This window comes from Streptomyces sp. NPDC047042 (assembly GCF_040644035.1).
GTDB lineage: Bacteria > Actinomycetota > Actinomycetes > Streptomycetales > Streptomycetaceae > Streptomyces.
The window spans coordinates 15,098-29,173 of sequence record NZ_JBEYVP010000005.1 but is presented as its reverse complement, the minus strand read 5'-3'; the positions used below and the strand labels follow the sequence as shown (position 1 = coordinate 29,173).

Annotated in this window: 8 protein-coding genes; 5 read left to right on the top strand and 3 right to left on the bottom strand. The window is 69.8% G+C overall.

What is annotated here, in order from left to right; genetic code table 11:
• Positions 1 to 8: 8 nt before the first annotated feature.
• The 5 genes from ABZ855_RS06555 (at position 9) to ABZ855_RS06535 (ending at position 11,400) form a co-directional block, all read left to right on the top strand.
• Complete coding sequence (locus ABZ855_RS06555) at positions 9 to 1,118, top strand: SIS domain-containing protein (protein WP_360801944.1); 1,110 nt, start codon at positions 9 to 11, stop codon at positions 1,116 to 1,118.
• Positions 1,115 to 8,545, top strand: coding sequence for an amino acid adenylation domain-containing protein (locus ABZ855_RS06550; RefSeq protein ID WP_360801941.1), 7,431 nt, complete (start codon positions 1,115 to 1,117; stop codon positions 8,543 to 8,545). Before ABZ855_RS06555 ends, ABZ855_RS06550 begins: the two co-directional genes overlap by 4 nt.
• A complete protein-coding gene (locus tag ABZ855_RS06545) occupies positions 8,542 to 9,717 on the top strand; it encodes an FAD-dependent monooxygenase (protein WP_360801938.1) in 1,176 nt (391 codons plus the stop codon). Before ABZ855_RS06550 ends, ABZ855_RS06545 begins: the two co-directional genes overlap by 4 nt.
• A gap of 317 nt (positions 9,718 to 10,034) precedes the next feature.
• Positions 10,035 to 10,610 (top strand): ATP-dependent Clp protease proteolytic subunit, encoded by a 576-nt coding sequence (locus tag ABZ855_RS06540; protein ID WP_360801935.1) that lies wholly within the window; start codon positions 10,035 to 10,037, stop codon positions 10,608 to 10,610.
• Positions 10,611 to 10,734: 124 nt separating this feature from the next.
• Positions 10,735 to 11,400 carry an ATP-dependent Clp protease proteolytic subunit gene (locus ABZ855_RS06535; RefSeq protein WP_360801932.1) on the top strand — a complete coding sequence of 222 codons (666 nt, stop codon included), beginning with the start codon at positions 10,735 to 10,737 and terminating at the stop codon, positions 11,398 to 11,400.
• 93 nt (positions 11,401 to 11,493) lie between these two features.
• Here the strand turns inward: ABZ855_RS06535 and ABZ855_RS06530 are convergent, their stop codons facing one another.
• The 3 genes from ABZ855_RS06530 to ABZ855_RS06520 form a co-directional block, all read right to left on the bottom strand.
• On the bottom strand, positions 11,494 to 12,237 hold the full coding sequence (locus ABZ855_RS06530; RefSeq protein WP_360801929.1) for an SDR family oxidoreductase: 744 nt from the start codon (positions 12,235 to 12,237) through the stop codon (positions 11,494 to 11,496).
• Between the two features lie 103 nt (positions 12,238 to 12,340).
• Positions 12,341 to 13,540 (bottom strand): globin domain-containing protein, encoded by a 1,200-nt coding sequence (locus ABZ855_RS06525; RefSeq protein ID WP_360801926.1) that lies wholly within the window; start codon positions 13,538 to 13,540, stop codon positions 12,341 to 12,343.
• 88 nt (positions 13,541 to 13,628) lie between these two features.
• Complete coding sequence (locus ABZ855_RS06520) at positions 13,629 to 14,069, bottom strand: Rrf2 family transcriptional regulator (protein WP_360801923.1); 441 nt, start codon at positions 14,067 to 14,069, stop codon at positions 13,629 to 13,631.
• Positions 14,070 to 14,076 lie beyond the last annotated feature (7 nt).

The window sequence follows — 14,076 nt, the reverse complement described above, 5'->3', positions numbered from 1 at the left end:
GAATACTCATGCGATCACGCCTCGAGCGCTACCAGGAATTCCTGGAGCAGGAGTACCGCGCAGGTTTCACCAAGTTCGACGAGTATGACATGTCCGGCATCTCTTCCGACCTCCTGAAGAGGTTGAAGGACGGTCACTTCACGCGCATCGTCTTCAGCGGAATGGGCTGCTCGGCCATCGTGTCGGACGTGATAAAAGTGTTCTTCGACTCGATCCGCAGCGACCTCGAAGTGCATGTCTTCAACGACTACGACTTCGAGTACCTTGTCCCGCGCGCGGTGATCGAGGACGAGCGCACGCTCATCATCCTGAGTTCGTACAGCGGCCACTCCAGCGAACCGGTCCGTGCCTTCCACGCGCTGCGCCCCATGCACGACCGGGTGCTGCTGCTCACCTCCGGCGGCCGGCTCGGCGAACTGGGCGAGGAGCACGGCGTGTCCATCGCGCGCTGGACGCTGAGCAAGCCGGACCGCGAGTACCCGCTGTTCCATGTGGGCCAGTACTTCTCGATCCTGGTCGACATGTTCCTGCGGCTCGGTCTGCTGGACAAGGACTACGGGCCCGAGGTCCGTTCCCTGGCCGAGGATCTGCGGACCGACTTCACCCCGGAGCTGCGGGCCCTGGCCGCGGACGCCGCCGCGCGCAGCGAGAACGCCAACGTCATCATGCTCGGTTCGCCCAAGTGGCACGAGAGCCTGCTGAAGTTGGCCAAGATGCACTTCAACGAAATCGCCATGGTGCCGGCGACGCGCAACTTTTTCCACGAGTTCTGCCACAGCGAGGTGGCCACGCTCACCGACCCTGAGCGCAGGCACAGCATCCTCGTCTTCGCCGACCCGGAAGAGGACGAATACACCCGGGCCAAGCGGAAGAACCTGGTGTCGTTGCTGACCGCGCCGATCCCGCAGAACGCACAGATCACCGTCACCGAGATCGAACTCGACCAGTCGACTTTCATCCGGCAGTACTTCACCGCTCTGGAGTTCGTCCAGTACCTCACTCTCGATCTGGGCAAGGCGCGGGAGACGAAGTCGCGCAACCTCATATCCGAGGCTGCGGGAAACCCCTGGTACCACGGCAGTACCATCGCCGCGGAGAACGGCGGGGAGCGATCGTGAATCGACGGGAGCGCAACCCCCTCACGGCCTACCAGCAGGACATCTGGGCTGCGAACTCCATCTTTCCGCATCTCCCGCAGTTCAACTGCTTCATCACCGACCGGTTCACCGGTGACGTGGACGTCGACCTTCTCAAGGCGTGCCTGCGCCGTGCGGTCGACCGCAACGACGCGTTCCGGATCCGGATAGACCCGGAGGAGGGAACTCCGGTCCAGTGGTCCGAGGACGAGGCCTACGACATTCCGACGATCGACCTTTCCGACGCCCCGTCGCCGCGGGATTCCTGCGAGGCGTGGATCAAAGACGCCTTCGACGTTCCTTTCGAGGTGGAACGCAGCCGGCTGTTCACGCTCGCGGTCCTCAAGGAGGGTGAGGGAGTCTTTCGTTCCTACGTCAAGGTGCACCACATCGTCGCGGACGCCTGGGGCCTGAACCTCTTCATGTCCCAAGTACGCGCCGAATACGACCGGTTACGAAGGACCGGGCAGTCCGAAGAACCGTCCGTGCCGTCGTACCTGGAATTCGCGGAGGACGAGCGCCGCTACCGTGCCTCGGACGACCACGCGAACGACCGGGCCTATTTCCAGCAGCAGCTGCGGGGTGTCTCCCCGGCCCTCTTCCGCCGCTCGGCCCCGGCCGGCTCCCGCAGCAGTGCCCGCCACAGCTTCATGATCGAACGCGGTGTCATCGAGAGCATCCGTGAACGCGGCCATTCGGTCTTCGCGTTCGTCGCGGGCGCCTTCGCCGTCTACCTGTCGCGGGTGCACGGCAGCGACGAAGTCGTCCTGGGCGTACCGCTGCTGAACCGGCCCACCGCCGCGCAGAAGCAGACCGTGGGCCACTTCGCGAACACCCTGCCGCTGCGGGTGACGGCCGGCGAGGACCGTACGATGAGCGAGCTCGTCGCCGAGGTGCAGGCATCGACCCGGGAGCTCAAGCCCCACGAGCGCTTCTCGCTGGGCGACCTGCTGCGCTGCGTGCCGCTCCAGGAGAGCGGCCCCAAGCGGCTGTTCGACACCACCATCGCCTATCTGCGCTGGCCCAGTCCCCTCGCGGTCCAGGGCGTGGAGTACGAGACCGTCGTACAGGCGCGTGCCCACGACGACGACGTGCTGGCAGTGGTCGTCAACGAACTGGACGACATCGGTGACGTCCTGGTCGACATGGACTACGCCCTCGACGTGTTCGACGAAGACTTCCCCGTGGAGTCGGTGGCCGGCCACATCGAGGCGATCCTCAAGGGCGCTCTCGTGGGGGAGTCCCTGACGCTGTCGCAGATCCCCATGGTCGGCGAAGCCGAACGTGCCGCCCTGATCGCGACGGGCACCGGCCCGGTGAGCGCGTTCAGCGAGGACACGACCGTTCACGCGCTCTTCGAGCGGCAGGCGGCAAGAACTCCCGACCGGATGGCCGTCATCACCGACGACCCCGCCCGGTCGCTGACCTTCGCCCGCCTCGACGGATGGGCCAACCACATCGCGCACCAGCTGCGCGAGGACGGCGTGCGCACGGGCGACCGGGTCGCCGTGCTGGCCGAGCGCGGCCCGCAGCTCGTCGCCGCGGTCCTGGGCGTCCTCAAGGCGGGCGCCGCGTACGTCCCGGTCGACCCGGACCATCCCGAGGAGCGCGTCCGGTTCGTGCTGGCCGACAGCGGGGCCGTCGCGGTGCTGCTGGGCAGCACCGTGCCCGCCGCCCCGGTGGCCGACGCCGTCTCCGTACGGCGCCTTGCGGCGACCCCGCCCGCCCCGCCCGCCGCGTCCGCCGCGTCCGCCGCGTCCGCCGCGTCCGCCGGTGCCGCCGGACCCGCCGGAGCCGCTGGAGCCGCCGGTGCCGCCGGTGCCGCCGCGCCCGCCGCGCCTGCCGGTGCCGCCGGACCCGCCGCACCCGCCGGACCCACCGCACCCGCCGGACCCACCGGACCCGCCGCGCCCGCCGGAGCCGCCGGAGCCGCCGCGCCCGTCACGTTGGGCGGGCCGGACGACCTCGCGTACGTCATCTACACCTCCGGGTCCACAGGACGGCCCAAGGGCGTGCAGGTCGAGCACCGCTCCGTGGTGAACCGGCTGGAGTGGATGCAGCGCCGCTACCCGGTCGGCGAGGCGGACGTCCTGCTGCAGAAGACGCCGGCCACCTTCGACGTCTCCGTGTGGGAGCTGTTCTGGTGGGCGATCACCGGGGCCGGCCTGGCGCTGCTGCCGCCCCGGGGAGAGCGCGACCCGGAAGCCATCCTCGGTACGGTGCGGGCGCACCGCGTGACCGTGGCCCACTTCGTGCCGTCGATGCTCGGCCCGTTCCTCGACCGCATCGAGGAGAACCCGGCCCGGGTGGCGGACGCGGCCTCCCTGCGCCAGGTGTTCTGCAGCGGAGAAGCGTTGACGCCCGCTCATGTGGCGCGGTTCAACCAGGTGTTCGCCGACGCCGGAGCCTCGGCTCCCCGGCTGGTCAACCTCTACGGCCCGACCGAGGCCACGGTCGACGTCACCCACTACGCATGCCCCGGCGGCACGGACGGCGCAGTGGGCCGGGTGCCGATCGGGCGGCCGATCGACAACATCCGGCTGTACGTCGTCGGCGCGCACGGGCACCTCCAGCCCGCGGGTGTGGCCGGCGAGCTGTGCGTCGCGGGCGTCGGCGTGGCGCGCGGCTACCTGGACCGGCCCGAGCTGGACGCCGCCGTGTTCGTGGCGGACCCGTTCACGCCGGGCGGGCGCATGTACCGGACCGGGGACCGGGCGCGCTGGCTGGCGGACGGCACCCTGGAGTACCTGGGGCGCCTCGACGACCAGGTCAAGATCCGCGGCAACCGGGTCGAACCGGGCGAGGTGCGCAATCGCCTGGCGGAGTGTCCCGGCGTCCGGGACGCCCTCGTCGTGGACCGGACCGAGCCGGGCCGCGGGGTGCACCTGGTGGGCTACTACGTGGCCGACGAAGAAGTGGGGGCGGCCCGATTACGCGCCCGACTCCTCGAAACCCTGCCGCAGTTCATGATCCCCGCGTACTTCGTGCGGATCGACCGGATACCGCTCACCGCGAACGGCAAGGCCGACCGGCGGCAGCTGCCCGCCCCCGCCGTGGAGACGGGCGCCGGGTCACGGGCGCCGTCCACCGAGATCGAGGGCAAGGTGGCCGCGGCCTGGGCGGCCGTCCTGGGGACCGACGCCATCGGGACCGACCAGGACTACTACTCCCTGGGCGGGGACTCGATCCAGATGCTCCGCATCCAGGCGGAGGCACGGCGGTCGGGCGTCCACTTCACCCTGGCCGACATGGTCCGCAACCCCACGGTCGCCGAGCTCGCCGCGGTCGCGACGACCGTGCAACAGGACGGGACGGACACACCGCTGGAACCGTTCGCCCTGGTCCCCGGGATCGACCGGGCACGGCTGACCGGTCTCGAGGACGCCTACCCGGCCACCCGGCTGCACCTGGGCCTGCTCTACCACAGCGGGGAGCACGAGAAATCCGCCGTCTACCACGACGTCTTCCGCTACTCGCTGACGTCGCCCTGGGACGAGCAGGCGCTGCGTCGCGCCTTCGACGGGCTGGTCCGGCGGCACCCGGTGCTGCGCTCCGCCTTCGACCTCGGCGGCTACTCCGAGCCGCTCCAGCTCGTGCACCGGGAGGCCCACGGCGGGCTGCAGATCGCGGACCTGCGCGGTCTCGGCGAGCAGGAGGCGCAGGACGAGCTGGACCGGCACGTCCAGGAACGGCGGTACCACGAGTACCGTCTGGACCGGCCGCCGCTGTACCTGTTCCGTATGCACGTCCTGCGCGACTCCCTGGAACTGGTGTTCAGCTTCCACCACGCGATCCTGGACGGCTGGAGCGTGGCCACGCTGGTGCGCGAACTGCTCCAGGACTTCCTCCACCACGCCGGGCACCCCGTCGCCGCCGTCCCGGCGCGGGCACTGCCCTCGCCCGCTCTCTACGTACGCGAGGAGCGCAGGGCCCTCGCCTCCGAGGAGAGCAAGCGGTACTGGCAGCGGCTGCTCGACGGCGCCGAACTGGCCCAGATCGACGGTCTCAGGCCGTACGAGCCCGCAGGCGACACGGGGCTCGTTGTGCACCGACTGGAGCTTCCGGACGGCCTGGCCGACCGAGTGGGCCGTCTGGCACGCGCCCACAACCTGCCGGTCAAGTCCCTGCTGCTCGCGGCGCACTGCCTGACGCTGCGGCTGTTCTCCGACACGCACGACATCACGACCGGGCTGGTCACCGGCGGGCGTCCGGAGCAGGCCGACGCCGAACGGATCACCGGACTGTTCCTGGAGACGTTGCCGCTGCGGCTGAACGGCCGGCCGCGTTCCTGGCTGGACTCGGCGCGCGAGGTGTACGAACAGGAGCGGGCAAGCCATCCCCACCGCCGCTATCCGCTGAGCGCGATCCAGGAGGACCGAGGCGGGAACGCCGTCTTCGACACCGCCTTCAACTACGTCCATCCGCATGTGCTCACCTCGCTGTTCGAGGGCACCGGCATGACGTTGACCGACTTCAGGACCTGGGAGGAGACGAACTTCAAGCTCCTGGTCAACGCCGTGGTCGACCCGGTGGACGAACGCCTGTGGCTGCGGCTCGACTGCGACGGCCGCACGTTCTCACGCTCCCAGGTGGAGAGCATCGGACAGACGTACGTGGCCGTCCTCCAGCGGATCACCGAGCACCCCTACGCGGACGTGGACTTCGCCTTCCTGAGCGACGGGCTCGGGCAGGCCGCGCCGCGAACCGCCTCCGGCGCGGGCAGCGGGGCCGACGCTCCCGCGCACGTCATCCGTCTGATCGACGAGCACGTCTCCCGTACGCCCGAGGCGGTGGCCGTCAGCTGCGGCGCGCGCCACTGGACGTACGCCCGGCTCGACGCCGCCGCGAACCGGATGGCCCACGCCCTGATCGAAGCCGGAGTGCGCACCGGCACCGCCGTCGGCATCGCCATGGACCGTTCGCCCGAGACACTGGCCACCGTTCTGGGGGTCGGGAAGGCCGGAGCCACCTGCGTCCCCCTCGACACCACCTACCCGCGCGCCAGGCTCGCCGCGATGATCGCCCAGGCCGACCCGCTGTGGATCGTCACCGACGAGACCCACGTACCGCTCTTCGACGACCCCTCCCGACTGCTGTACGTGGATGAGCTGCTGGAGACGGAACCCGATCCGGCAGGTGTCGCACCGCTGCCGGAGATCACCGGCGAGACCGTCGCCTACCTGCTGTTCACCTCCGGGTCCAGCGGCGAGCCCAAGGGCGTCGAACTCCCGCACCGGGTGCTCGCCAACTACATGCGCTGGCAGGTGCCCTCGGCCAGCGGCGCGGCGGGCGGCAAGACCCTCCAGTTCGCACCCCTGAGCTTCGACGTGGCGTTCCAGGAGATCTTCTCCACGCTGTGCGGCGGCGGCACCCTGCAACTGCTCGCCGAGGACGAGCGGCGGGACATGCCGGCCCTGCTGCGGCTCCTGGACCGCGAGGAGGTGGAGCGCGTCTTCATGCCCTACGTGGCGCTCCAGCAGCTCGCGGAGACGTCCCAGGCGCTGGGCATCCGCCCGGGTGCCCTGCGGGTGGTCATCTCCTCCGGTGAGCAGCTGCGGATCACCGACGAGATCCGCCAGTTCTGTGCCGCGCGGCCGGACACCGTACTGGAGAACCAGTACGGGCCCACCGAGACCCATCTGCTGACCCACCACACCATGACCGGTGACCCGGCCCGCTTCCCCGCCCTGCCGCCCGTCGGCGTCCCCGTGGACGGCATCGAACTGCACCTGCTCGACGGCCTCATGCGGCCGGTCCCGGCGGGCGCCAAGGGAGAGATCTACGTCGGCGGGGTGTGCCTGGCCCACGGCTACCGCAACCGGCCCGACCTGACCGAGGAGCGGTTCGTACCGCACCCGTCCGGAGAGCCCGGCGCCCGCCTCTACCGCACGGGCGACCTCGCCAGGGTCATGCCGGACGGCAACCTCGCCTGGCTGGGCCGCGCCGACTCCCAGGTGAAGGTGCGTGGCTTCCGCGTCGAGCCGGCCGAGGTCGAACTGGCCATCGCCAAGCTCGCCGAGGAGCAGTCCGCGTCCGGTATCCGCGAGGCGGCGGTGGTGTCGCGGCGCCGGGAGGGCGGCGACGCGTTCCTCGCGGCGTTCCTCGTCGGCGACCCCGAGGCCGTCGACCTGGACGACGTGCGCGGCCGGCTGCGGGCGGTGCTGCCGGACTACATGATGCCCTCGCACCTGGAGTGGCTGGCGAGCCTGCCCCTGACGCCCAGCGGCAAGCGGGACGACGCGCTGCTGCGCCGCATGCCGCTGGCCGCGCCCTCGTCGGACGCCACCGAACCCGCCGACGAGCACGAGAGGGTGCTGGTGGGCATCCTGGCGGAACTGCTCGAACTGCCCACGGTGGGCGTGCGGGACAACTTCTTCGACATCGGGGGCACCTCACTGACCGCGATGCGGCTGGTGATGACGATCGAGAAACGCTACGGCGTCAGCGTTCCGCTCTCGGCGTTCGTCGCCGCCCCGACCGTCGCCGGGCTCGCCCAACGCCTGCGGAGCGGCGACGCGGCGGCCCGGTTCGACCCGGTCGTGCCGATCCGCACCGACGGGGACAAGCCACCGCTGATCCTGGTCCATCCGCTGGGCGGCCACGTGCTGTGCTACGTACGCCTCGCCCGTCACCTGCCGCAGGACCAGCCGGTCTACGCGATCCAGGCGTGGGGGACCGTGCCCGGCACGGAGCCGCTCAGCTCGATCCCGGAGATGGCGGCGGCCTACCTGGAGGCCGTGCGGCGCGTGTGTCCCGAAGGGCCGTATGTGATCGGAGGATGGTCCTTCGGCGGCTTCATCGCCTTCGAGATGGCGCGCCAACTGCGCCGCGGTGACCCGGGCGCCCTGAAGGGCACCGTGCTGATCGACCCGATCGCCGTCAAGCAGGGGGAGCGGCCCGACATCGCCGACCACTCCCTGCTGGAGTGGTTCTTCTGGGAGCTGCTGTGGATGGGCCGCGGTGGCACCGCACCGGTGGTCCCGCTGCCGGACGGTCTGGCGGAGGAGGCGAAGTTCGACTTCATCGTCGGACACGCCACGCGGGCGGGCATCCTGCCCGCGGGCAGCTCGCGCACCACCGTGCGACGCCTGTTCCAGATGTTCAAGGCGCACTGGCGGGCGATCCTCACCTACCGGCCCGAACCGGGCGACGAGGACGTGGTGCTGCTGCGCGCGACCTCGGAGCTGCCGGAGATCCTCCAGCCCATGCACGGAGCCGCCCAGAGCCTGCACGCGGACCCCACCAACGGCTGGGGCGACCTGACCACGGGCCGGCTCCAGGTGGTCGACGTCCCCGGTGACCACCTGGTGCTCCTGGACGAACCGCACGTGAACGTCGTAGCCGAGAAGGTGGCACAGGCGGTGGCCGGCCGACCGGGCCGACGACTGCCCGAGAGGAGTGGGACATGACGCAGATCCCCCCGCGCAAGGCCCTCATCGTCGGAGCGGGCGTCGGCGGCCTCGCCGCCGCCGCGGCGCTGCGGCGTGTGGGCGTCGAGGTACAGGTCTTCGAGCGGGCTCCCGAGCTGCGGCCGGGTACCACGGCGGTGTCGCTGATGTGCAACGCGGTCCTGGCGCTGCGCAGCCTCGACATCGACATCGCCCCGGGCCTGGAGAAGCGTGGTGCGGTGTTCGACGAGCTCAAGTTCCTCACCCGGCGGGGCCGTCCGATCAGGGCGCTTCCGTTCCGGGAACTCTCGGACCGGCTGGGGGCGTCGAACTACGCCGTCCACCGGGCCGATCTCCAGCAGACGCTGCTGGACGCCCTCGGGGACGGGAGCGTCATCGAACTCGGCGCCGAGGCAGCGGAGTTCGTCAGCGGCGAGGACGGGGTCGAGGTCACCTTCAAGGACGGCAGGACCGCCTCGGGCGACGTCCTGATCGGAGCGGACGGCTTCAACTCGGCGATCCGCAGGCAGGTGGGGGGCGCCGACGAACCGCGGCCCGGCAACTACGCGTGCTGGCTGGCCACGGTGCCTTTCACCCACCCGCGGATGGGCAAGGGCTACGCGGCGCACTACTGGGGGAGGGGCCAGCGCTTCGGCCTCGCCGACATCGGGCACGGCCGCGCCTACTGGTGGGCGACGAAGAACGTGCCCCCGGGCGCCTCCGGACACCTGCGGCGCGGCAAGGAGGGGCTCGCGGACCTCTTCGCGGGCTGGGCCGACGAGGTGCGGGCGGCGATCCGTACCACCCCCGAGGAATCGATCGTCCGCATCACCGCCCAGGACCGCCCGTTCCTCCAGCGGTGGGGCACCGGACGCGCGACCCTGCTCGGCGACGCGGCCCACCCGATGCTCGTGAGCCTGGGCCAGGGGGCGGCGCTGGCCATCGAGGACGCCGTCGTCCTCGCCCAGCACCTGCGCGCGACAGCGGACCCGGTCGCGGCGTTGCGCGGCTACGAGGACGAGCGCAGGCCGCGGACGGAGGGACTGGTCGCCGCGGCCCGTGCGCTGAGCGAGACCGAGCAGTTGGAACGCTTCGGTCCCGCCCTGGCGCGCGACCTCTACTTCCGGTTCACGCCGCTGTCCAAGCTGACCAGCCAGAACGAAGCGGTGCTCACCTGGCCGCCACTGGGCTGACCTCCGCACTCTTCGAAGGAATGAACAATGCGCGAGCGGTGTATTTCAGCCACCACTCGATGGTCCTCTGCTGTCAGCAGAAGCAGCCGTGGAATCGAGGACACGTACCAGCTGCCGTGTTAGCTTGGAACGGTATCCGCGGTTAACCAAAAGGCCTACACATTTGGCCTTTTGTGACAGCGGACATAAAGAAAAGGGAAATACTCCGGGCGGCTGCCACAAACGCCGCCTCCATTATCTCTGGGGGTTCAGTGACCTTAGCGCGCGAATACTCGTCTGCCTCGCAGTTGCCGCGGGGTGAAGGCGGCATCAGCGGCATGGGAATGGGCGACCAGGTATTCAGCCGACTCCTGAGCGACCGCATCGTCTTCCTGGGCAAGGAAGTCGACGACGACATCGCGAACAAGCTCACGGCTCAGTTGCTGATGCTCGCCGCGGAATCCAGCGAGGACATCTACCTCTACATCAACTCTCCTGGTGGGTCGGTCACCGCGGGCATGGCCGTGTACGACACCATGCACTACATCAAGAACGACGTGGTGACGATCGCCATGGGCTTCTGCGCATCGATGGGTCAGTTCCTGCTGACCGCCGGCGCGAAGGGCAAGCGGTACGCCCTGCCCAACACCAAGATCCTCATGCACCAGCCGTCGGCCGGACTCGGCGGCTCGGCCACCGACATCAAGATCTACGCCGAACAACTGCTGCGCACCAAGCAGGAGATGGCGGCGCTGATCGCCCAGCATTCCGGCCAGGACGTCGACACGATCACCAGGGACTCGGACCGCGACAAGTGGTTCACGGCCCAGGAAGCCGCGGAGTACGGGCTCATCGACGCGGTGATGAAGTCCGCCTCTGGTGTCACGGGGGCCGGTGGCACGCTCGTGTCCTGAACGGACACGCATGACGGACAACGGACGACGGCCCGGCGAGGACCCCCTCACCCACCAGGGGCCGAGCCGGGCCGGCCGCGTCCGGCCACCGCAGTCACACCCGACCCCAGGAGGAGCCGAGACCATGGCCCCGCACGACCGGCCGGCCTCTGCATTAGGCGGTACGCCACCGCAGGCCCGGTACATTGTGCCCCGCTTCGTCGAACGCACGGCACAGGGAACGCGTGAGTACGACCCGTACTCCAAGCTCTTCGAGGAGCGCATCGTGTTCCTCGGAGCGGAGATCGACGACACATCCGCCAATGACGTCATGGCGCAGCTCCTCTGTCTCGAATCCATGGACCCGGATCGGGACATCGCCTTCTACATCAACTCGCCGGGCGGCTCCCACACCGCCATGACAGCGATCTACGACACGATGCAGTTCGTGAAGCCCGACATCCAGACCGTCTGCATCGGTCAGGCGGCCTCGGCCGCCGCTGTCCTCCTGGCCGCCGGCACTCCTGGAAAGCGCGCAGCGCTGCCGGGGGCACGCGTGCTGCTGCACCAGCCCCACAGCGGGGGAGCGCGCGGACAGGTCTCCGATCTGGAGATCCAGGCCCGCGAGATGCAGCGTGTGCGCACGCTGGTGGAGACCGTCCTGGCCCGTCACACCGGCCTGCCGGTGGAGCGGATAGAGCAGGACATCGAGCGGGACAAGATCCTCACGGCCCAACAGGCGGCCGAATACGGCCTGATCGACCATGTACTGACCAGCCGCGAGAACGTACTGAACGATCGGAACAACTGAACCGGCCCGGTAGACGCGGACCTGACACGACGATGCCCCGCCGGCTTGCCGCGGCGGGGCATCGTCGTGCGGTTGCAGATGACGGATCAGGGCTTACGCAGCCGCGAGCCAGTCGGCGAAGTGGGTCTCGCCGAGGTGCGCGTCCGGGCCCGGGACGAGGGTGGTGTCGCGCAGTTCGGCTCCGGAGTACGGGGCGTGCTCGTCCGTGACGACCGTGCGGGGGTCGTTCTTCTCGGCGAGTACCTTGCGCAGGAGCTCGTCGAGCTGGAACAGGTCGGGGCCGGCGATCTCCACCACGCCGTTGACCGGGGTGCCGACCGCGGTGCGGCCGACGGCCGCGGCCACGTCGTCGGAGTGGATGGGCTGGAACCTGACCGGGGCCAGACGAACGGTGTCGCCCTCGGTGGACATGTCCGCGATGGCGTTGACGAACTCGAAGAACTGGGTGGCGTGGACGATGGAGTACGGGATGCCGGACTTCTTGATCAGCTCCTCCTGGACCTGCTTGGCGCGGAAGTAGCCGCTCTCCTGGAGGCGTTGCGTGCCGACCACGGACAGCGCCACGTGATGGGTGACGCCTGCTTCCGTCTCCGCCTCGAGGAGGTTGGTCGTGGACGTGCGGAAGAAGTCCATGACGGGCTGGTCCTCGAAGGAGGGCGAGTTGGACACGTCGACCACCACCGACGCGCCTTCGAGAACCTCGGCCAGGCCCTCGCCCGTCAGCGTGTTGACGCCCGTGTTCGGCGAGGCGGCGACCGCCTCGTGGCCGTGTTCGTTGAGCCTGGCGACCAGCTTCGAGCCGATGAGTCCGGTGCCACCGATCACTACGATCTTCATTACGGATTCCTCCCGCGTTCGGTCTCTGTACTGAGAAGGACCGGACAGCGGCTCCGTCTGTGACAGCTGTTCGCCGGAAGACGGGAAAATTCTCCGCGCCCCCTCAACGCCACAGGTCGGGGCCGAAGACCTCGTAGTGGATGGCGGAGGGGTGCAGCCCCTTGGTCAGCAGTTCGCCGCGCACCGCGCGCATGAAGGGGAGCGGTCCGCAGAGGTAGGCGATGGTGTCCGGGGCGGGGGTGAGGTGGTCGAGCGTGGCACGGCCGGCGAGGACGTTGCTCGCGGCGGAGCGGTGGGCGTCGTTCTCGTACCAGAGGTGAAGTTCCGCGTCGGCCAGACGGGTGACGAGGTCGGCCTGCTCGGCACGGTGGATGTGGTCGCCGGGGGTGCGGTCGGCGTGGACGACGGTGACAGGACGCGGGGAGGAGGTGAGGGCGAGGTGGTCGAGCATCGACAGCATGGGGGTGATGCCGATGCCGGCGGAGGCGAGGAGAAGGGGGGTCTCGGCGGCGGGGAGCACAAGGTCACCGGAGGGCAGTGAGACGTCCAGGACGTCACCCACCTCGGTGTGGGCGTGCAGCCAGGAGGACACCTCGCCGGCCGGGACGGTGGCCTCGGCGGCGTCCTCGCGCTTGACGGTGATGCGCCAGGTCCGGTGGTCGGGCGCGGTGGACAGGCTGTACTGGCGGATCTGGTGGGCGCCGTCGGGCAGTTCCACGCGGACACTGACGTACTGGCCGGGCCGGAAGGGAGCGGTGGGACGGCCGTCGGGACGGCGCAGGATCAGGGAGACGGCGTCGGCGGACTCCTGGTGGCGCTCGGCTATCTCCATGCGCCGCCACACGTCCCCGTTCTCCACGCCGGCCTCGGCGTACAGCCGCGCCTCGATGGCGATCAGGGCGTTGGCCATCAGCCAGTAGACCTCCTCCCAGGCGGCGCCGATCTCGGGGGTGACGGCCTCGCCGAGGACCTCGGCCACCGCCCCGAGGAGGTGACGTCCCACCAGGGGGTACTGGTCGGCGGTGATGCCCAGCGAGACGTGCTTGTGGGCGATGCGCGACAGTACGGCGTCCGGGCGCTCGTCGGGGCGTTCGACCAGGAGGGTGGCGAACGCCGCCACCGAGCCGGCCAGTGCCTCGCGCTGGGCGCCGGTGGCCTGGTTGGTCCGGTTGAACAGGTTCCGCAGCAGCTCCGGGCGCTCTTCGAACAGCCGCCGGTAGAACAACTCCGTGATCGTGTTCAGCGAGGCTCCCACCACGGGAAGCGTCGCCCGGACCACGGGTACCGACTGCGCAGACAACATCAGACACACTCCGTAATTGGTATTTGAGATGCGTATTTTTGGGCACTGTCTGTGCCTGGTGACGGTGGTCTCGTCGAGACGCGGGCGGTCAGCTCGGGGAAGCGTGCAGGGTCAGCAGTAGCGGTCCTGTCGGCGAGGTCACCAGATCCGCCACGGTCACCTCGTTCAGTGCGGAGTAGAACGCCTCCTGTGCTTGCCGCAGTGCCCGCCTCAGCCGGCAGGCGCCCGAGAGGGGGCAGGGAGTGTCGCCCTCGCACGCGACCGCCTCCCGGTCGCCCTCCAGCGTTCTGACCAGATCGCCCACGCGCGTACGCCGGCCCGCGTCGGTGAGGGTCAGCCCGCCGTTGCGGCCGCGCCGCGCCTCGATCACCCCCAGGTGCTGCAACTGGGCGATGGCCTTCGCCATGTGCGTGTAGGGGACGTTCATGGAGTCGGCGATCTGCCGCGTGGTAAGCAACTCCTCGCCGTCCACGACGGCCAGGCGCATCACTGCCCGCAGGGCGAGATCCGTGTATCTGGTCAGCCTCACGGCCGCA